The organism is Parasphingorhabdus cellanae (assembly GCF_017498565.1).
GTDB classification, from domain to species: domain Bacteria; phylum Pseudomonadota; class Alphaproteobacteria; order Sphingomonadales; family Sphingomonadaceae; genus Parasphingorhabdus; species Parasphingorhabdus cellanae.
The window spans coordinates 1036780-1057255 of the sequence record NZ_CP071794.1; the positions used below are offsets into that span (position 1 = coordinate 1036780).

Annotated in this window: 17 protein-coding genes; 6 read left to right on the forward strand and 11 right to left on the reverse strand. The window is 52.7% G+C overall.

The features are described from left to right. Positions 1-11 precede the first annotated feature (11 nt). From J4G78_RS05165 to J4G78_RS05190, 6 genes are all read right to left on the reverse strand, one after another. Positions 12-452, reverse strand: coding sequence for a CPBP family glutamic-type intramembrane protease (locus J4G78_RS05165; RefSeq protein ID WP_207989082.1), 441 nt, complete (start codon positions 450-452; stop codon positions 12-14). Positions 453-524: 72 nt separating this feature from the next. Continuing rightward, positions 525-1064 (reverse strand): DUF924 family protein, encoded by a 540-nt coding sequence (locus J4G78_RS05170; protein WP_207989084.1) that lies wholly within the window; start codon positions 1062-1064, stop codon positions 525-527. 118 nt (positions 1065-1182) lie between these two features. After that, positions 1183-2613: a metalloprotease TldD gene (gene tldD, locus J4G78_RS05175; RefSeq protein WP_207989086.1), complete on the reverse strand. Its 1431-nt coding sequence runs from the start codon at positions 2611-2613 to the stop codon at positions 1183-1185. 49 nt (positions 2614-2662) lie between these two features. After that, positions 2663-2875, reverse strand: coding sequence for a zinc-finger domain-containing protein (locus tag J4G78_RS05180; RefSeq protein ID WP_207989087.1), 213 nt, complete (start codon positions 2873-2875; stop codon positions 2663-2665). Between the two features lie 66 nt (positions 2876-2941). Then, the gene (locus tag J4G78_RS05185; protein WP_207989089.1) at positions 2942-3487 is read right to left on the reverse strand and encodes a DUF4402 domain-containing protein; all 546 of its coding nucleotides are present in this window, start codon (positions 3485-3487) and stop codon (positions 2942-2944) included. An 83-nt stretch (positions 3488-3570) separates the two neighbouring features. Then, positions 3571-3999: a DUF4402 domain-containing protein gene (locus J4G78_RS05190; protein WP_207989091.1), complete on the reverse strand. Its 429-nt coding sequence runs from the start codon at positions 3997-3999 to the stop codon at positions 3571-3573. Between the two features lie 259 nt (positions 4000-4258). On the opposite strand from J4G78_RS05190, the gene J4G78_RS05195 reads away from it, so the two are divergent. Both J4G78_RS05195 and nadB read left to right on the forward strand, forming a co-directional pair. Further along, positions 4259-5194 (forward strand): ABC transporter ATP-binding protein, encoded by a 936-nt coding sequence (locus J4G78_RS05195; RefSeq protein WP_207989093.1) that lies wholly within the window; start codon positions 4259-4261, stop codon positions 5192-5194. Continuing rightward, positions 5191-6795 carry an L-aspartate oxidase gene (nadB, locus tag J4G78_RS05200; RefSeq protein ID WP_207989095.1) on the forward strand — a complete coding sequence of 535 codons (1605 nt, stop codon included), beginning with the start codon at positions 5191-5193 and terminating at the stop codon, positions 6793-6795. Before J4G78_RS05195 ends, nadB begins: the two co-directional genes overlap by 4 nt. Positions 6796-6887: 92 nt before the next feature. On the opposite strand, the gene J4G78_RS05205 is transcribed toward nadB, so the two are convergent. Then, the gene (locus J4G78_RS05205; protein ID WP_207989097.1) at positions 6888-9083 is read right to left on the reverse strand and encodes an acylase; all 2196 of its coding nucleotides are present in this window, start codon (positions 9081-9083) and stop codon (positions 6888-6890) included. Positions 9084-9195: 112 nt separating this feature from the next. On the opposite strand from J4G78_RS05205, the gene J4G78_RS05210 reads away from it, so the two are divergent. The 3 genes from J4G78_RS05210 (at position 9196) to J4G78_RS05220 (ending at position 14546) form a co-directional block, all read left to right on the forward strand. Then, positions 9196-10779, forward strand: coding sequence for a leucyl aminopeptidase (locus tag J4G78_RS05210; RefSeq protein WP_207989099.1), 1584 nt, complete (start codon positions 9196-9198; stop codon positions 10777-10779). An 88-nt stretch (positions 10780-10867) separates the two neighbouring features. Continuing rightward, positions 10868-13465, forward strand: a complete 2598-nt coding sequence (gene clpB, locus J4G78_RS05215; protein WP_207989101.1) for an ATP-dependent chaperone ClpB — start codon at positions 10868-10870, stop codon at positions 13463-13465. A 37-nt stretch (positions 13466-13502) separates the two neighbouring features. Beyond that, positions 13503-14546, forward strand: coding sequence for a hypothetical protein (locus J4G78_RS05220; protein ID WP_207989103.1), 1044 nt, complete (start codon positions 13503-13505; stop codon positions 14544-14546). 321 nt (positions 14547-14867) lie between these two features. Here J4G78_RS05220 and J4G78_RS05225 read toward each other — a convergent pair whose 3' ends face one another. Both J4G78_RS05225 and J4G78_RS05230 read right to left on the reverse strand, forming a co-directional pair. After that, on the reverse strand, positions 14868-15179 hold the full coding sequence (locus tag J4G78_RS05225; RefSeq protein WP_207989105.1) for a hypothetical protein: 312 nt from the start codon (positions 15177-15179) through the stop codon (positions 14868-14870). A 106-nt stretch (positions 15180-15285) separates the two neighbouring features. Then, positions 15286-18351: a TonB-dependent receptor domain-containing protein gene (locus J4G78_RS05230; RefSeq protein WP_207989107.1), complete on the reverse strand. Its 3066-nt coding sequence runs from the start codon at positions 18349-18351 to the stop codon at positions 15286-15288. 388 nt (positions 18352-18739) lie between these two features. Between J4G78_RS05230 and J4G78_RS05235 the strand changes: the two genes are divergently transcribed. Continuing rightward, a complete protein-coding gene (locus J4G78_RS05235) occupies positions 18740-19300 on the forward strand; it encodes a hypothetical protein (RefSeq protein WP_207989109.1) in 561 nt (186 codons plus the stop codon). Between the two features lie 23 nt (positions 19301-19323). Here the strand turns inward: J4G78_RS05235 and J4G78_RS05240 are convergent, their stop codons facing one another. Then, positions 19324-20211: a M23 family metallopeptidase gene (locus J4G78_RS05240; protein WP_207989111.1), complete on the reverse strand. Its 888-nt coding sequence runs from the start codon at positions 20209-20211 to the stop codon at positions 19324-19326. Next, entirely contained in the window at positions 20211-20420 is a 210-nt protein-coding gene (locus tag J4G78_RS05245; protein ID WP_207989113.1) for a DUF2093 domain-containing protein, read from the reverse strand. Before J4G78_RS05245 ends, J4G78_RS05240 begins: the two co-directional genes overlap by 1 nt. Positions 20421-20476: the final 56 nt, after the last annotated feature.

The window sequence follows — 20476 nt, forward strand, 5'->3', positions numbered from 1 at the left end:
GTAATTCCTGTTCAATAGAAGGGACCTCCTAACAGAGATTTCCAGATCAGAACAGCAAACCAATGTATCAAAATCACCGGCCAAAGCGACTGCGAGACAATTCTGATGTGCGCCAATATGATACCGAGGATCAGTGTGGCGATCCAGAATGTCGGATGCAGAAACATATCTGCCCAGGGCGGACCAATAGTCAATGCCTGCACCGGATGCCAGGCGACAAATAACAGAGTCGAAAGCCATGCCCCCCATCGCGGCGTGAGTTGTGTCAGCCATGATAACAGGACGCCGCGAAACACTAATTCTTCGAGCAAAGCGGGGACGAAGAACAGGAAAACGGCGGTGGTGACTAGGGTGGCGATGTCACTGACCGGGCTCCAGACCAGCCATTCTGCCAAAAACCCAAGCGCCGCAACCATCGCCAAAGCGGGGATGGCCAAGCGCAAGGCCGTCATCCACTGCTTTCTATCAGGCCAAGTTTTCAATGCCGTGAGGGTTTGTTGGAAAGCTATCTTCACCAAATGGCGCTACCAATCCGAACCTTGCTCAATCGCGGCCTGTTCTTCGGGTCGGGTCTCGCGGCCCAGTACCTCATTGCGATGCGGAAAGCGGCCGTATTTGACGATGATATCACGGTGCGCCTTGGCAAATTTGATATTATTTTCAATGCCCAAGGCGGTGAATAATCCGAGCGAGCGGGTCTGATCGTCCAGATCCTCGCTATGCATGAACGGCATATAGACAAACATGCGTTGCTCGTCCGTCAGCTTGTGATCCATTTCGCGGTCGATCGCTTCTTTGGCAATTTGCAGAGCCAGATGATCGGTGGCGAAGGCTTCTGCGGTATCCCGGAACATATTGCGCGGGAATTGATCGAACAGGATGATCGCGGCCAAGGCTTGTTCTGGCGAACCCAGAAAGTCCTCTGCGACCTTCGTTTTTTGCTCTTCCCAAAGTTCCTGAAAGCGCTCTCGGATTGGCTCATCCATTCTGTCGCCGGATCCGAACCAATCGTCAGGGCTGAGTTCATCGAACCAGTAACCAAGGATGTCATCAGTCCAGCTCATGATCGGACCGCCGTTTCGAAGCTGTCATGCTGAACTTGATTCAGCATCCAGAGTTGCAACGTATCGCCATATCGCTCTGGACCTTGAATCAAGTTCAGGGTGACGAAAGGCATATTCATCAAGCGGCAGTGCCCCCAACAGTCAAGCCATCCACCAGCAAGGTCGGCTGTCCAACGCCAGCTGGCACGGATTGCCCGCCTTTGCCGCAGACACCGATGCCCTCGTCCAGCGCCATGTCATTGCCGATACCGGTCACCTTGGTCAGCGCGGTCGGACCATCACCGATCAGGGTGGCGCCTTTAATCGGTGCCCCCAATTTGCCGTTCTCAATCTTGTATGCCTCGGTGCAGGAGAAGACGAACTTGCCGGAGACAATATCGACCTGACCGCCGCCAAAACTCTTGGCGTAGATGCCGTTTTTGACGCGGCTCATCAGCTCATCGGGATCATCCTTGCCGCCCCGCATGAACGTGTTGGTCATCCGCGGCATTGGCGCATGGGCATAGCTTTCGCGGCGACCATTGCCGGTTGCCGGTACGCCCATCAGACGCGCATTGAGCCGGTCCTGCATATAGCATTTGAGGATACCATCCTCGATCAGCACATTTTCCTGCGTCGGCGTGCCTTCATCATCAATGCTCAGCGATCCGCGCCGTTCATTGATCGAACCATCGTCAACAACTGTAACACCGGGTGCTGCTACACGCTCGCGAATGCGACCGGAAAAGGCGCTCGTGCCCTTGCGGTTGAAATCGCCTTCGAGACCGTGACCAATGGCTTCGTGCAAGATAATACCGGGCCAGCCGGGGCCAAGCAAAACGGTTTGTTCGCCAGCCGGCGCATCCACGCTTTCCAGATTGACCAGCGCTTGGTTGAGCGCTTCATCAATCGCGCGGTTCCAGCGGGCTTCTTCAAAAAGCTGATCGTATAAATAGCGCCCACCCATGCCAAAGCTGCCGGTTTCGCGGCGACCATTTTGCTCGGCGACAATCGATACGTTGAGCCGTACCAGCGGTCGCACGTCGGTCGCGACAAAACCATCGGGGCGAACGATTTCGACCACAGACCAGCTGCCGGAAAGACCAACCGAAACCTGTGCAACACGCGGATCACGGGCACGGGCCGCAGCGTCAATTTCTTGACACAGCGCGACTTTCTTCGCGAATGGAATGGTTTCGAGCGGGTTGGCTTCACCGTATAGATGCTGGTTCGATCCACGCGGCGGCGGGGCTGCCTCACCCTTGGCCGGGTCGAGCAATTGTAACGTTTGTGCCGCGCGTTTGATCGCTGCTTCGCTGATCTCGTTGCTATGCGAAAAACCGGTCATTTCACCGGACACACCGCGCAGGCCAAAGCCGCTGTCGGTACTGTAATCAGCCGTTTTCAGACGGCCATCATCAAAGCCAAAGCTCTCCACCGCGCTATATTGCAGGTATAATTCACCATCATCGCAGGCAGAAAGACTACCGGAGACCAGGGCTTTGGCCCGTTCCGGGTCCAATCCGTCCGGGCGATACAGAAACGAGCGGGGGTCTAAATTTTTCATCATTCCGTTTATATAGAAACGAAATCGGGGCTGCGCACCCCCTTAAGTCAGATTATTCGCTCGTCGATGCTTCTTCCGGTATATCAGCAGGCCCGCCGATCAGAATGAAGCGTCGGTCACAATAGCCGCAATCGACATAGCCTTTTTCGTCAATTTCCAGCCAAACACGCGGATGGCCCAGCGCGGCACCACCCGGAATATCGGATGCGCCATCACAAGCGTTACGTTTTTTGGATGTTCTTACGGTTTCCGGTGTGTCGTTCATGTCGCGGAATTAGCAACAGTGATGCGCCAGCGCAATATATTACCGCAGACGAAATAACGGATTTTATCAGAGATAATCGACAGTCATGATGAAGCTGCCAGTATAAGCGCCATCTTCCTGATCAGCAGCAACATTCAGCCGACCACCGACCGTCAACTGGTAAATACCCAGCGTTCCCAGCAGGCCGCGTACAAAGGTGCTAAAATTTCGGTTACCGTTGCCGATTGCCATCTGGTCAATGATCATATTATCCGATCCATTGGTGTGCGTGATCGTTGTTGATCCGGGAATGGATATTTCTACAATCTGATTTGGCCCACCATAGATGATGAAATTGGCACGGTTATTGGCACCAGCAGCAAGCGTGACGCCGCCTGTGCTCGTCCGGTTACCGTTTCGGGTGTCGATAAACACCGTGCCGGGCGTTGGCCCGGGTATGATGTTGCCAAATTCCAGATCGGCAATATTCACGACGGAAAGTGGGCCAATAGTGACTGCCCGAGCGTCAGCATCAGCCGTCTGTGCAAATGCCGCCGGTGCACTTGTCATCCCAATAAGCACGATCAACAAGCCGCCGATCAAGCGCGGTATAATCTGGTCTCTGGTCTTCATAATTTACTCACTACCCACAAAAGTCTAAACAACGCCCAATTTTCAAGGTTAATCCCCATTAACCTTTGGGCTTTCCTATTCATTCACTGATATTCAATCGTCACCTCAAAGGTACCGCGATATGTACCCGCGACCTGATTAGGTCCGATACGCAACCGGCCTCCGACAAAATATGTGGCTTGTCCTGCAGCATCCAAAATCTGATCGCGCAAGCCTCCGCTGTTGCCGAGCCAAAAATTATCAACCCGCATTGTCTCTGTTCCGCCGTCGCGAACGATATTGATGCTATTTTGCGAACGCCTTATATTCGCTTGCGCAAAGGGAGTTCCGGTCGCCGTAAATGAAGCACGGCTCTGTGCACCGCCAATTGAAACCGCATCGCCGCTTTGCTGGATCAAATTGCCAGTGACAGCGTGCATGCGAAAGTTGCTATTGGTCGTCCCGGCTATAAAGTCACCGAAAAGCAAGTCGCTATTTTTGACAATTGTAATACTGCGACTGACCGACGCCATTGTATCTGCCGACTGCGCATGTGCAGCCGAAACGGCCACCACAGAACATAGCGCAGGCAGTAGCATCGCTGCACACGCAAAGCGGGGCTTTAAAGCCCTTGTCTGGTCCCCAATTTGTTCCACATTGCCATAATTAGCGGCGATACAAGAAAGATAGGTTTAATATCATGCCTAATTTTTCGTTAAACGCTGTCACATATTGTATCATAAGCTTTGCAAAGCCTTTGATTGTAGAGGACAAGATGGTTATGCGGTTGCCATGACCGAAGCTGCTATATCCATCGACCATCTCTCCAAAACCTATGAAGGCGGCAAAAAGGCCCTGGATGACGTTACTTTTGACGTGAAACGCGGTGAGATTTTCGGGTTGCTGGGGCCCAATGGCGCAGGAAAATCGACCCTGATTAACATATTATCCGGCATGGTCAGCAAAACCAGCGGTTCCGCCAATATCTGGGGCTTTGATATTGATTTGGATCATCGCAACGCCAAGGCATCGATCGGCATCGTGCCGCAGGAAATTATGTTCGATCCGTTCTTCACTCCGGCGGAATCGCTCGAAGTAGTTGCAGGCCTCTATGGTATCAAGAAATCGGAGCGTCGGACTATGGAATTGCTCCGTGCTGTGCATCTCGAAGACAAGGCCGACGCCTATTCGCGAACATTATCTGGCGGAATGAAACGGCGTCTGCTGGTCGCGAAAGCGATGGTTCACTCTCCGCCGATATTGGTTCTTGATGAACCGACAGCAGGCGTGGATATTGAATTGCGGCAACAGCTTTGGGAATATGTGGAACAACTCAACAGATCCGGGGTCACTATTGTTCTTACCACCCATTATCTTGAGGAAGCAGAAAACCTCTGTGACCGGATTGCGATCATCAACCATGGCAAGCTGATTGCACTTAAAACCACATCGGAACTGGTTGGAATGGCGCGAGAAAAGCTGGTCGAACTAACACTGGACCGGGATCTATCCGAAGATTCAGATGCGGTCACTTTTGCCGATGACCTGTTTCTGAAGGCCGAAATTATTGGCACGCGGACGATTGCCGTAACTTATAATAAGGATCGCACCAATGCTGGCGGCGTCATGGAAGCTGTCCAAAAACGCGGCTATCAGATTGTCGACGTAACGACCCGGGAAGCAGACCTGGAGGATGTGTTCCTTAACCTTACAAGGAAAGCAGCTTGAGCCACTTTGACGTTATCATTGTCGGCTCGGGTGCGGCGGGGCTGAGTGCGGCGATCACATTAGCGCGGACGCACAAGGTGCTGGTGCTGGCCAAGGGTGATCTAGCAGGCGGCTCAACAACGTGGGCGCAGGGTGGAATCGCCGCCGTCCTCGACGCTGGCGATACTTTTGAAAATCATATCGATGACACAATGGTAGCAGGCGCCGGCCTGAACCGCCGTGAAACCGTTGAATTTGTGGTCGAAAATGCTCCGGCCGCGATCGAACGGCTGGAAGAAATGGGCGTTCCGTTCAACAAGGAGGCTGAGGTTCTTCACCTCACCCGCGAAGGGGGGCATAGCCACCGCAGGATTGTCCACGTGGATGATGCGACCGGTTGGGCTGTGCAAGAAGCACTGCAAAATACCGCAGCCGCGCATCCGAACATTACCCTTCAACCGCATATGGTCGCGATTGACCTGATTGCTGACCGGCATGCCGAAACGCCAGCGGGTAAGAAGAATGTCTGGGGCGTTTATGCACTCAATAACGCCACCGGACGGGTAGAGACTTTAACATCTCGGGCAACAATCATGGCGAGCGGTGGTGCGGGCCGGACCTATTTATTCTCCACTGCGCCGCGCGGCGCTACCGGAGATGGCATAGCCATGGCCTGGCGCGCCGGCGCACGGGTTTCGAATATGGAAATGATGCAGTTCCACCCGACCTGTCTTTACAATCTTGAAGTCAAAAACTTTCTCATCACTGAAGCGGTACGCGGTGAAGGTGGCCATTTGAAACTACCGCCACCGGAAAAAGGTGGCGGCCAGGATGGCGGCGAGCGGTTTATGCAGCGCTTTGACCCCGAACGCATGGAATTGGCCCCGCGCGATATCGTTGCCCGGGCGAACGACCATGAAATTAAGCGGCTCGGCCTCGATTATGTCCATCTTGATATCTCGCACCGCGATCCGGAATTTGTGAAACATCATTTCCCGAACATTTATGACAAGCTCATAGGCCTTGGCATCGACATGACTAAAGAGCCGATACCGGTGGTCCCTGCCCAGCACTATACTTGCGGCGGCATATTGATCGATTTGCATGGTCGCACCGATCTGCCTGGCCTTTATGCAGCGGGTGAAGCCAGCGAAAGCGGCCTACACGGCGCCAATCGGCTTGCATCCAACAGCCTGCTCGAATGTTTCGTTTTCGGCGACGCTGCAGCCCGCGATATCGCGGCGCATTGGAATGACATGCCGGACCCCCCGGCCATCCGGCCCTGGGATGAAAGCCGGGTTACTGACAGTGACGAAGAAGTGGTCATCAAGCAGACCTGGACCGAAATCCGCCGGTTCATGTGGAACTATGTCGGCATCGTCCGCACCACCAAACGCCTCGAACGCGCCCAGCATCGCATCGACCTGCTCCGCGGCGAGGTCGAGGAATATTATGGCCATTTCCGCGTGACGCAGGATTTGATCGAATTACGCAACCTGATTGAGGTTGCGGATCTGATCGTGAGATCAGCGCTGGCCCGCAAAGAAAGCCGGGGGCTGCATTATATCACTGACTATCCGGAGCTATTGCCGAAGGCAATGGATACAGTCTTGGTACCTTAAACGGTACGTTCCTCAAATTTCTGTTTTAAACGACATTTTTTCGGGCGGTTTCAAAAGTCATCACAGAATCCGATCTTTATGTCCGTTCGTGCCTATTTTTCAGCGCCTTTGGTTGATCCTACCACCTTCTCACTCGCCTTGTTTTTCTCCAACTCTGCTGGATCAAACCAGACCGGTTTCAGCTTCTTGTCCACAAATAGTTGCATCTGATCGGTATAATGCGGGCTATCTGGTCTTGTCGTTGCGGCTCCAAATGGCTGTATGGAACGCGAGGTCACATCACCCGTCTTATCCCATTCGACGAACATGATGAAGCTGTCGCCGTGACGGACCGAAAGGCGGCCGTCCTCTTCAACATCCCACAAGGTAGAGGCACGGATCGTGTCGTTGCCGCCATCAATCGGTAGGTCAACATCGCCCTGACGCAGGCGCAGCACCTCAAGCATTGGCGGATCAATACGCCCGAAATATTCCATCAGATGATTAACCGTTTCCTGCAATATCTCCCGCGGGTCAGGCACGGTTCCACGCTGGTAATGCGCCTTGTTTGCGGGACGCAGGACTTTGAGAGCGAGCGCGTCGGCTGGCCCTTTACCGTCAAGATCCCAGTCCCATTTCGCAAGCAAGGCCTGCGCTCTGGACAGCTGTGGATCGTCTGTCAGGTCTAACGCCGCGACCTTGTCGAGCCAGTCTTTGGCATATCCCGCCTGAACATAGGCGGTATCATATTTGATCCGGCGGATTTCTGCTTCGCCAATCTTGCCATTGGCCTCCAGCAACTCAATCGATCTGCGCGAACGGTTGGTCTGGTCATCCTCTATTCCCATCAGCGGAGAAAATGTTTCCGGGTTCAGTTCATCGCCTGGCCCCGCCGCAACATAAGGCGTATTATTGGCGTTCATCACGTAACCCGATGCCGGGTTGATCAGCGCCGGAACCCGCGTGAACGGCAATGTATTCTGCCAGACCGCTTTGCTATTGTCGCCCGGTAGCACGGTCCGCCAATCAAAGCCGGGCACACGATCGGGGAACATGGCGTTATAGAACATACCGATATTGCCTTTGGCATCGGCATAGATGAAGTTCGTCGCTGGAACCCCCTGCCCCGCCATCGCTGCTTGCCACTCGTCAAAATCCTGCGCCTTGTTGATGCGGTAATATTGGGTGAGCATGTCCAGCTGATCCATGCCCGCATAGCGCAGAGCATAAGCACCATTGCCGTTGATGATCACTGGGCCATGGATGGAGCGGTAAACCATCTGCGGATAGGGAATGACAAATGGTCCATATTTGATTTTCAGCCAGATGCGCTTTTTCTCCAGCGGCAACCATTCATCATCGTACTTATAGGCATTACCCTTTTCGTTCAGCGTGAGTTTGTAGATATCGATGAGATCGGGGCGGTTGACTGTATTGGTCCAACCCAGATTCTTGTTATGCCCGAGAAACGGGAAAGGCGATCCGGGGAAATTGGCGCCGGCGAAATCCCAGCCTTCCTCGCTATGCACAACCAGTTCATACCATGCGACATTCCCGCGCAAAGGCTGGTGTGAGTTAGAAATTAGCCGCGTTTTGTCGTCGGTCGAACGCTCTGGCGCAATCGCATAGGCGTTGGACCCGTTCTCGTCAGGATCAGGCCCTACGGGGGTAATGATCTTGTCTTCACTCAGCGGATGCACGGTGCGGTTTTCAATCGGAACAGCCAGACTGGGGCCTCCCTCCCTGCGCAGCGGCTTGCCCTCGGTCAGCGCCTGTATCGGTCCATTAAGTCCAAAGAAAAACGGCGAGCGCAACGCGAAGCCAGCAGCAATATCGCGACCATTGACCGGGAATAACTTGGAAAGCTCTACCTCATCCGGGTGCTCGTCCGCATAAGCATTTAGTCCCGACGCATAGCCGTCCAGCACCGCGCGCACATCCTCCGGCAGATCGTCATATTTCCTCTTTACCGTGCCATCAACATCGAGCAGCGCCGCGACAAAATCAATCGGTGCGCCATCTGTTCCGTTTAGGGTTGCAAGCCGTCCACGGGTCATCGCGGTCACTTCTTGCAGCGTTATGAAATCATCTTCGGCATGCGCATAAGCCACACCATAAGCGACATCGGCATCCGTCTTGCCAAAGATATGCGGAACGCCGAAATTATCGCGGACGATACGCGCTTCATAATTTTTGGCCGGTGGTGGTGATACAGACGAGACGCTCATCGGTTCCCAAACCGCGAGCGCGATGGCGACTAGCAAAATCAGGATCAATAATCCTATTCCTACCCGCTTGATCGCCTTCATTTCATTTCCTTTTTCTATGGCAATCGCCCTTGCCCTTTTCATTGCTCTTGCGCAAAGTTACGTCTTTGGTCAACCGGGTAGCCGCCCGATCGTCTCAGTCAAAGGATCGTTCATGCCGAAATCGAAAATTTCTCACCTTGCCCTTTTCTCCGCCTTGTCTGCGCTGACACTTGCGGCTCCCATAAAAGCACAATCTGTTCTTGGATCGGGGGTTCCAGCCAGCACGGTGCCTAACAGCACAGAACGTCCAATTGCGTTTGCCGAGCAAGCCCCAGCTGATGCAGGGCTGGTGATCCTAATGCAAGGCGCTGAATTGCCCGACATTCCCGCCCTTTCTTCTGCCGAACGCAGCGCTTTGGAAGCGGCGATTAATTCTGCCGACTTCAAAGGAAAAACCGGCACCAACCTCGAACTGCGTGGGATTGGTAGCCGTCCGCTTATCATGTTGGCCGGGGCGGCGCAGTCAGATGACGAAGGGCCAGACTGGAAATCAGCCGCTGGCAGTGCGGTGCAAAAGCTGATGAAGGAAGGTACAGAATTAGCGCTAGTCGGGGCTCCTGATGCCGCTGCGATGGCTGATGCAGCACTTGGCTTGGATCTCGGCCAATATCGTTTTGACAGGTATCAAACTGATAATGAGACCGCCCCCGCCAGCCAACAGGTGATAATTTCCGGCCCGCAAGCATCCGCTGCACAAAGTCTCTGGAACAGTCGCCACAAACATCTTGCTGATAGTGTCAGAATGGTCCGCGATCTTCAGAGCGAGCCAGCCAACACGCTCTATCCGCAGAGCTTTGTTGATCGGGTCAGTGCTGCCTTTAAGGGCGTCCCGAACATCCGCATCGAAATTCTTGACGAGGCAGCGATGCGGAAAATGAATATGGGCGCGATTGTCGGTGTCGGTCAGGGCAGCCCGCGCGGTTCGCGGATGATGGTGGTCAGATATACCGGCGGAAGCGGCGCGCCGCTGGCGTTGGCTGGCAAGGGGATTACGTTTGACACGGGCGGCATCTCGATCAAGCCCAACAAGGGCATGTGGGCGATGAAGGCCGATATGTCAGGCGCCGCCGCTGTAATGGGTGCCACATTGTCGCTCGCCAAAAGCCGCGCACCAGTCAATATTGTGGCAATTGCTGCACTGGCCGAAAACATGCCTGGTGCCAATGCCCAGCGCCCTGGTGATGTGGTGCGGACTTATGGCGGCAAGACCATCGAAATCCTCAGCACGGACGCTGAGGGTCGATTGGTGCTGGCAGATGCTGTGCAATATGTGGCAGATCGTTACAAACCATTTGCACTGGTTGATATCGCGACTTTAACGGGATCGGTCGGACGTGCGGTCGGTGATCAATATGCGGGACTATTTGCACGGGAGGACGCCATTGCCGATCGCCTGTTGAAAGCCGCTGATGACACTGGCGAGCATTTGTGGCGGCTGCCTCTGCATCCCGCTTATGCCAAAGCCATTCGGTCAGACATTGCCGATGTAAAAAATTCCGGTGTAACAGATGCACCGGGCGCCAGCGCAGGGGCTCATTTTATCGGCTATTTTATCGATGAATCCATGCCTTGGGCGCATTTGGATATTGCTGGTGTGGACTGGAATAAATCCGCAAAGCCGCTGACACCCAAAGGGGCGTCCGGCTTTGGTGTGCGCTTGCTGGATCAACTTGCGCGCGACTGGACCGCCAAATAGGCCTTGTAACAAATATTTGTCCCGTTCCCTTGTGTGATAATATTATCACTCCATATCCATTGAGAACTATGAATGAGGGAACGGGACAATGAATCTCGAGAAATTTACCGATCGCGCCAAAGGCTTTTTGCAATCCGCTCAGACTGTAGCGATCCGCATGAACCATCAGCAGATTACCGCTGCGCATTTGCTCAAGGCATTACTGGAAGATGATCAGGGCATGGCGGCGGGCTTGATCGCAAAAGCCGGTGGCAATGCAAAGCAGGCGCATACTGATATAGACACAGCGCTTGATAAAATTCCAGCCGTATCAGGTAGCGGCGCCCAACAGACGCCGGGTTTGAATAATGACGCTGTGCGTGTGCTGGATCAGGCTGAACAGGTCGCCGACAAAGCAGGGGACAGCTATGTTACTGTTGAGCGTTTGTTACTTGCGCTTACCCTGTCAAAGGATACCGCCGCCGGAAAGGCTTTGACTGATGCTGGCGTTACTCCAGATGCCTTGAACAGCGCGATCAACGAGTTACGCGGCGGGCGCACAGCTGACACCGCCTCTGCCGAGGACCGCTATGACGCGATGAAGAAATTTGCCCGCGACCTCACCGAAGCGGCACGCGAAGGTAAGATGGATCCCGTTATCGGGCGCGATGAGGAAATCCGCCGCACCATTCAAATTCTCGCTCGCCGGACCAAGAACAATCCCGTACTGATCGGTGAACCTGGCGTCGGCAAGACCGCCATTGCTGAGGGACTAGCGCTGCGCATTGCCAATGGTGACGTGCCGGATAGCCTGAAAGATCGCCGCTTGATGGCGCTCGACATGGGCGCACTGATTGCTGGCGCGAAATATCGCGGAGAATTTGAAGAACGGCTAAAAGGCGTACTTGACGAAGTGCGTGGTGCAGATGGTGAAATCATCCTGTTTATTGATGAAATGCATACTTTGATCGGTGCTGGCGCTTCTGAAGGTTCCATGGATGCCAGCAACCTGCTTAAGCCAGCCTTGGCGCGCGGCGAACTGCATTGCATCGGCGCGACCACCCTCGATGAATATCAGAAGCATGTCGAAAAAGACCCTGCCCTGCAGCGGCGATTCCAGCCCGTTGTTATTGGCGAACCGACGGTCGAAGATACGATCTCGATCCTGCGCGGCCTAAAAGAGAAATATGAATTGCACCATGGCGTTCGGATTACCGATGGGGCATTGGTCAGCGCAGCCACCCTGTCGCACCGCTATATTTCGGATCGTTTTTTACCCGACAAAGCCATCGACTTGATGGACGAAGCCGCATCGCGCATCCGAATGGAAGTGGAGTCCAAACCGGAAGAAATCGAAACGCTCGATCGGCGGATTATCCAGTTGAAGATTGAACGTGAGGCGCTGTCGAAAGAAAATGATGATGCGTCTAAAAGCCGTCTCGAAACGCTGGAAAAAGAGCTCGCAGAAGTGGAGCAACAATCCACCGAATTGACCACCCGCTGGCAGGGCGAGAAGGACAAGATTCACGCTGAGGCTCATCTTAAAGAACAGCTGGATGCGGCAAAACTGGAACTGGAGCAGGCCGAACGCGCCGGAGATCTCGCTAAGGCTGGAGAACTGAGTTATGGTAAAATTCCTGATCTGACCAGACAGCTGGAAGAGGCTTCCGGCGCTACCGAAGGCGCCATGTTGCGCGAAGAAGTGGTCAGTGAAGATATTGCATCCGTTGTATCACGTTGGACGGGCATACCCGTCGATAAAATGCTGGAAGGCGAGCGCGAAAAGCTACTCGCTATGGAAGAACTGATCGGCAAGCGGGTCATTGGTCAGAAAGATGCGATTGACGCCGTATCCGCGGCTGTCCGTCGGTCCCGCGCTGGATTGCAGGACCCTAATCGCCCACTCGGCAGCTTTTTGTTTCTTGGCCCCACCGGTGTCGGCAAGACAGAGCTGACCAAGGCACTGGCAGGCTTCCTGTTTGATGATGACCAGGCGATGGTCCGCATCGATATGTCCGAATTCATGGAAAAGCACAGTGTCGCGAGGCTAATCGGCGCGCCTCCAGGCTATGTTGGTTATGAAGAAGGAGGCGTACTCACCGAAGCGGTGCGCAGACGCCCCTATCAGGTGATCCTGTTTGACGAAGTCGAGAAAGCCCATGGCGATGTGTTCAATGTGCTGCTGCAAGTGCTCGATGATGGTCATCTTACTGATGGTCAGGGGCGCAAAGTCGATTTCTCCAACACGTTGATCATCCTTACATCGAACCTTGGCAGCCAGTATATGGCCAATCTCAAAGATGACGAGAAGGTCAAGGATGTCGAACCACAAGTGATGGAAGTCGTCCGCGCGCATTTCCGTCCGGAATTTCTCAACCGTCTCGACGAGATCATCCTGTTCCACCGGCTGGCCGAGGAACATATGGCTCCGATCGTCGAAATTCAGGTCGCGCGGGTGCAGAAACTGTTGAAAGATCGCAAGATCATTCTCGAACTGACAGACGCCGCAAAAAGGTGGCTCGGCCGGGTCGGCTATGATCCGGTTTACGGTGCACGGCCTTTAAAACGCGCGATCCAGAAATATCTGCAAGACCCGCTAGCTGACATGATCCTGCGCGGTAATGTGCCAGATAATAGCATCGTGCAAATTGACGAGGGCGATGGTGCGTTAAAAATGGAGCCGGTGGCTGTCGAAGCAGAAGGTTGATCTTGCACGTGCTGCTGATGTTCGGCAGGTAATGGCTATGATCAATACTGTGCAAAAAAATGATATGTTGAGCGATGCCAGCTATTTGGCTCATCGCTATGACGAAGTGAATGACGCGTTCCGGTTCCTTTCGATCCCACGCGAAGTCCATCGGCGATGCACGTTCATCACAGATGAGCACCTTCCCAATGTGGATAAGTTTAAAGCTATTGCTCGTTCGGAGCTTGTGGATGCATCACTAGTGACCGCACCCGTGCATTTCATATTCCATTCCGCCTATTGCTGCTCGACCATGCTCGCCCGGGCATTTGACATCGAGGGCGTGTCGATGGGATTGAAAGAACCCGTTGTCCTGAACGATATGATCGGTTGGCGGCGGCGCGGCGCTGACCCGGCGCAGCAGCAAAAGGTTATCGACCAAAGCCTGAGCCTTCTCGCCCGGCCATTTGGCGCGGATCAAGCGGTCATCATTAAACCTTCCAACATATGCAACCCCCTGGCCATCGATATGCTCCGGATGCGCCCTGATGCTAAGGCCCTTTTGCTCTATGCGCCGATTGAGGGTTTTCTCAAATCCATCGCCAAAAAGGAAATGTGGGGCCGGATCTGGGTGCGCGATGTCCTGATCGGTACATTGAAAGACGGTTATGCGATTGGCGGTTTTTCTCAAGATGAATTGTTGCAACTGACGGACCTGCAAGTTGCCGCAATCGGTTGGCTGTCGCAGCATGCGCTATTTGCGAAAATCATTGCAGAAGTTGGCAAAGATCGTGTTAAAACGCTTGATAGCGAAACGTTTTTGGCGCGTTCCCCGGAAACGATTGCGGCTCTCTCGACGCTCTATGGTCTAAAAATGAATGACCGGCAGATCAGCGATGTTGTTCAAGGTCCTGCCTTCACCAGCCATTCCAAACTGGATCAGGGTAAGCCAGGCGAAGTTTTTGATGCGAAGGCGCGGGGGAAAGAGCAACAAAAAATCGCGGAAGTACATGGCACCGAGATTGATATGGTGGCGACTTGGGCGAAAGCGGTAGCCGACAGCCAGGGGATTAAATTGGATATTGGTTCAACGTTGCTTTGAATTTTTATCCACAATTAGGATTGTCACTGGTAAAAGCCGGGCTCGTTAGATTCTACGAAATCTCTCGATTCTTTAGAACCTTTGCGCACATATTCTTTCCATTGGCTGTTAGTCATGCAGATACGTCTCTTTTTTACGCGTGATCCAATAACGGGCTCCGACCGGCATCGAACATAGTCTGGATGACTTCGGTCGGTAATTTTTTCATCTTTCTTTTCCGTAGACATGCTCTCCGAAGCTGCCAATATCGGCGGCGCTGAAACAACACATATTCCGGTAAGAAAGACCGCTGATAACGTGTAGCGCATGTAATAATCCCGACTAATTGCTGGTCGACCCTGACTGATGGTCTTTCACAAACTCATTTGCGCGCCTGTTACCTTCAGCATTAAATTGCTTCCATTGGCGGTTGGTCATACATATTCGCTTTTTCTTGACGCGAGAGCCAATTACAGGCTCCGAGCGGCAACGCACAAAGTCGGGATCTCTGCGATCGGTTATCTTTTTCGGCTTTTTTGCAGCTTCAGAAGTATCCACCGACGTTTCTTCGGAGGTCAATTCAGCAGAAACCATGGCAGGCGTTGTTAACAGGGACGATCCGATGACTAAGAGCGTGTATTTACGTATATTCATAATTATCTCCAGAAGCTCAATAAAGTTATACGCAGCTGTGTACATGTTACAACAAAAAAGGGCGAGCCTTGCGGCCCGCCCTTTTTTTTTGTCTAAACCCGAAGGATTAGAAGCTGAATTTCACCGCAGCAGCGAAACGGCGACCCAATGCATCATAAGATGACGGGTAAACGTTACCACTGTTAAACGCTGTTGAACCAACATCGGAACCAACATTTGTTGGTTTGTTGTCGAACAGGTTACGAATTGTTAGAGTCAGCTGGACGTTGTCGCTGATTTCCCACTGACCGGTGAGGTCGAAGTAATGCTCCGCACCGATGTTGAGGAATTCAGGCTGAACAATACAACCACCTGGATCAGCACCCAAGAAGTCTGGGCAGTCCTGATCGGCCACTGGCAACAAGTTACCCATACCATCTTCATTGGCAAGCTGGGCAGCTGCAACTTCAGCAGCAAACTGAGCTGGTTCATATTCAACACCATCCAGGTAACGCCACAGGAGTGACAACCGGAATTCATCGTTAAATGTGACCGAAGTCCGCTGACTAAAGCCGAATTCAGGCTGAATGGATGGGCAGTTCACACTGTAAAAACCAACACATTCACGGTTCAAGCTGCCTGGCGTTGCCTGGAACAAGTTCTTGTTCGTCCAGGTTCCGTTGAAGGACAGGTTCAAACCGATATTATCGGTAATGTCGGTGCGATAATTGATCGAAAGATCAATACCATCGGTTTCGATTGCACCCAAGTTGGTCAGGTTCAAAGGAAGGCCCGGTGTATCTGCAGCCGATCCAGACAAGCTACCGTCCAGTGGATTACGACGGATCGCAAGACACTCAGCGCTTGTTGGGTCGCGGTTGAAGATGAAACACGCATCGCTAGCATCACCCGGTGCTGGGGTAGTAATAGCGTCCGTCACTTCAATGTTCCAGTAGTCAACGGTTACTGCAAGACCAGGAACAGCAGCTGGCTCAGCCAAGAAACCAACCGTCCAGGTTTTTGCAGTCTCGGTGCCGAGGTTCAGATTACCACCAGTAGTAACGTTTACTTGACCAGCCACTGGGTCATTGATTGACCCAATGCTGCCAGCCGGCGCACCTTGAGCGAGGCAGATTGCACGAAGCGTCGCATCAGTAGTTGGCGCAGCACCGGCACATGGATCGCTACCAAGGTTACTCAAACCAGTTGCAACCGGCGTAAACAGCTCACCGATATTTGGTGCGCGTGAAGAACGCTGATAGTTACCACGGATTTTCAGGCCGATAATAGGTTCCCAAGCACCGCCTGCTTTCCAAGTAAACTCGGTACCAGCAGTTGAATAATCGGAATAACGTGCGCCAAGCTCAACAGTGAGGCTTTCAGCAAATGGCATGCCTTCGAGCACTGGAATAACCAGTTCACCGAATGCGTCATAAACGTCATAACTACCTGTGATGTCAGGAGCAGCACCGCCGCCGCCAACAACCGCACCCGGTGTCTGAGAAGCTTCGTCACTACGACGGGTCGCACCGAACTCACGATACTCGCCACCAACAGCGAAGCTAATTGGCGTTTCTGTGATACCCCAGCCAAAGTCACCCGCGACCAATGCGTTGACTTGAGCCAGTGAAGTAGCTGTAATAACCTGCTGAGTCAGAGAGAACGTGTAGTCAATCTGCTCTTGGGTAAGACTACCCAGTGGTCCGAGAAGGTTGATTGGAACACAACCAGCTTCAGCTGTTGCACCAACATTTGGATCAGCCACACAAGTGGTAGCATCCGTAGCGATCAGAGCATTTTGCAAACGAGCAGCCCGTGCAAAACCAGACTGACGCTGGATCCGCTCACTCTCACCATAGCCACCGGAAAGATCCCAGGTGATGCTGTCGGTGATGTTACCACGTGCGCCAACAACAAAGTTGAACACAGTGCTGGTGAAGTCAGAGTTACGCGTGCCCGCTTCAACAGAACGACGGCGAATACCGAGGTTCACAGTATCATAGTTCGGGTTTGCCACTTCAGGCGTATTCGGATCACCATCATTGTCAAATGTTGGGCCGAACGGGGTGTCGAGCAGAAGCTGACACTGAGCAGGTGTTCTTGCCTGAACACCATCGGTGTTGGGATCAATATCATCACCAGCACAAATTGCCTGACCAATAACGTCATTCAGGAATGGGTTACCGTAGTTCAACGAATAAGTGTTGAAGAATGAACCACCTGGAGCAATGATTGTCGAAACGGTCTGCTTGGAAAATGAGGCCTGTGCATATACTTCAACAGCATCGCTGACTTCATAACGTCCCTGACTGAACAGGTTGAACCGCTCAAATGGTGTCTGGAAAATGTTGAACGGGTTAAAGTTGAACAGGTTCGAAGACGCTGGGTCAAGGCCTGTACCGTCAGCATTAATCTGAGCACTTACCGGACCACGAAGGTTGGCGGGAACAGAGTTGGATGAACCACCAGCAGCACCGGTGAAAGAACCAATGTTGAATTCAGAGAACGAACGGTCGCCCTGGAAAACAGCATCTTGATCCTGATAGCCAACGCTCAATACCACGTTACCGCGGCCATCGTCGAAGTTAGCACCAATTGTAAGGTCGCCACGGAAGACGTTTCCGTCGCCCTGTTCGGTGATCTGCTCACTCAGGTTCAATTCAACACCAGCAAAATCTTGCTTGGTAATGAAGTTAACAACACCGGAGATAGCATCAGCACCGTAAGTGGTGGTCGCGCCGCCGGTCAGAATGTCCGTACGCTCGATAACAGCCAGCGGAATGTTGTTAAGGTCAACACGGCCGGTTGTATCAGCTGGAACATAACGACGTCCGTCCAAAAGGACCAAGTTACGCTGAGAGCCGAGGTTACGTAGGTTAACGAAGGAAGAACCGCCATTACCATTGTTAACCGCAGAACCAATGCTTGGAACCGAGCTAGGAAGTTCGCGAAGGAACTGCTCAGCAACGTTTGTCTGACGAAGCTCAAGTTCTTCAGAGGTTACAACGCCAACTGGGCTAGAAAGCTCTAGGTTAGGGTTAGTAATACGAGAACCGGTAACAACGATGACTTCCTCATCGACTGCATCCGCGTCCTGCACGTCTTGATCCTGCGCATAGGCAGGTGCTGAAACCATTGCGAGGCCAAGCACCAAAGGTGCAGCGCCGCTTTTCAGCTTCGTAAATTTTTTCATGTTATTCCAGTCCCTTATTCTGGAGGAGCAGGGCCCCCAATGGCCCGCTTCTATGGTTGTCCAATCGAATCAAACACGTTTTGGACACGCGCTTAACTCCATTGGAATGGCTGGCAGATGCCGCAATTGCACTATTGTGTAAAGCTACTGTTCAGGTTTGATGGGCAGTTTTGTAGAGAATGTAACTATTTTGTCACAGTCGCTGCTGCGTATTGGTCACCAATTGAACGCACTGAAACATTCTTTTTAATGCACTGAATTCCAATAGTTATCTGGAATTCCTGTTCGCCATATTGCGCCACGCAGCTGTTATGCTAGTGCTGGACCGAATTTTGGGATTGCGCCAATATTGCTCAGCAGTGCATCTCATTGGCAAAGGAGTGGGTACATGAAAAACGGAAATCATAAGCAGAGCTCATTATTTATTGCACTATTATGTACACCTATAATAGCTGCAACCCCTGCTTTAGCGGCAGATAAAGACAATGTCGCACCTGACCCACCTGCAATATTTACCGAACTAATATCTTGCAAAGCCATAGTCGAGCCAGAGCAACGTTTGGCTTGTTTTGATGCTAAGGTAGCGGCGCTCGAAACCGCACAGTCGAGCAATCAGCTTGTTATCGCGGACCGCGAACAAGTCAGAGAAGCCCGTCGCGGCCTTTTTGGCTTATCCCTACCGCGGATCAAGTTATTCGACGGCGATAAAGAAGATGGCGATAACGTAGATAAGATCGACGCCACTATTTCATCGGTTCGTAAATTGCGCGGCGGCAAATGGTTGATCGTGTTGGATGATGGCGCAAAATGGCAACAAACCGAGGCCAGAAGTATGATGCGATCACCAAGAGCGGCTGATTCGATTGAAATTAAACGCGGCTCTTTGGGAAGTTTCGTCGCCAAAGTGAACGATGGCCGTGCGTTCAAGGTAAAGCGGATCGTCAACTGATCCCGCTTCCTTAAGCCGTTTCGCTAGTCCATCGGCCCGGTTAACAAGATCGGGTCGATGCGGGCTTTATTCCATTTCATGGACCAGTGCAGATGCGGACCGGTTGCGCGGCCTGTGGCGCCAATACGTCCAATCGGTTCACCGCGTTTTACAACCTGGCCCTCCTTGACCAAAATTTTGGAAGCATGAAGAAACGCACTATTTAGACCCATGCCGTGATCGATCATCAATAAATTGCCTTCAAGCGAAAAAGGCTTGCTCGCGGCCAGCGTTACGACACCATCTGCTGGCGCCACAAAATAAGTGCCTGCGCCGCCCGCAATATCAACGCCGCTATGATAGCTGCCCGGTGTGCCTTTATAGACACGCTGTGATCCGAACATACCGGATATACGTCCCTTGGCAGGCCAAATGAAGGTCTGGCGCCAACCTTTACTGCCGCTCTTTACCTGACGCGCAGCATTAATCTGTGCGAGTTCCGGGCGTCGGCGGGCCATGAAAGCCGAACTTGGACCGCCACTGCGCTTGGCTATATTGACATGTTCAATCTTCCATTTACGCGGCGCGATATTGAAGAATTTCTTGATCGTCTGACCGTTTTCCAATGTCGCCACCATTTGTGCGGACTGACCGGCATCGCGGTTAAAGGCGATAATGAACTTGCCATCCTCGTCCACTGGAACCGGCTGACCATCGAAAGACAGACTTTGCGTGCCAGCAGGCGCATCGCCCAGCATTACGCCGCCCTGAATTTCTTGTCCGGTAAACCCGAATTTAGTGGCTTCGCGAAAGGCCGACTCTTCTGCCTCGGCTGCTGCGGTTTCAGCTAGCGTAGAGGATAAAGGCAACGAAATTGCTGCAACCCCGGCCAGTGCTGCGCAAACAACAATCGTGTTTTTCTTAAGCCCCATTATTTTTCCTCTTCTGGCAAATGCGCTTGGGCGGAGATTTGGGCGGAAGCATAAGGCTCCTGCTTCTCGACGCTCCAATAGCGCAGGTCTTCGAGCGGTATCTGCTCGCTGGTAATCGCACATAAAACATGATCACCGGATGAAAGCGGGCGAAAGCCGTTGGGCATATAATAGAGCTTTGCGACCTTGTTGCGATTGGACATTAACATAGGAAAAACCTTACTCTAAGGATGATTTACCCGCAATTTACAGGAAAATATTTACC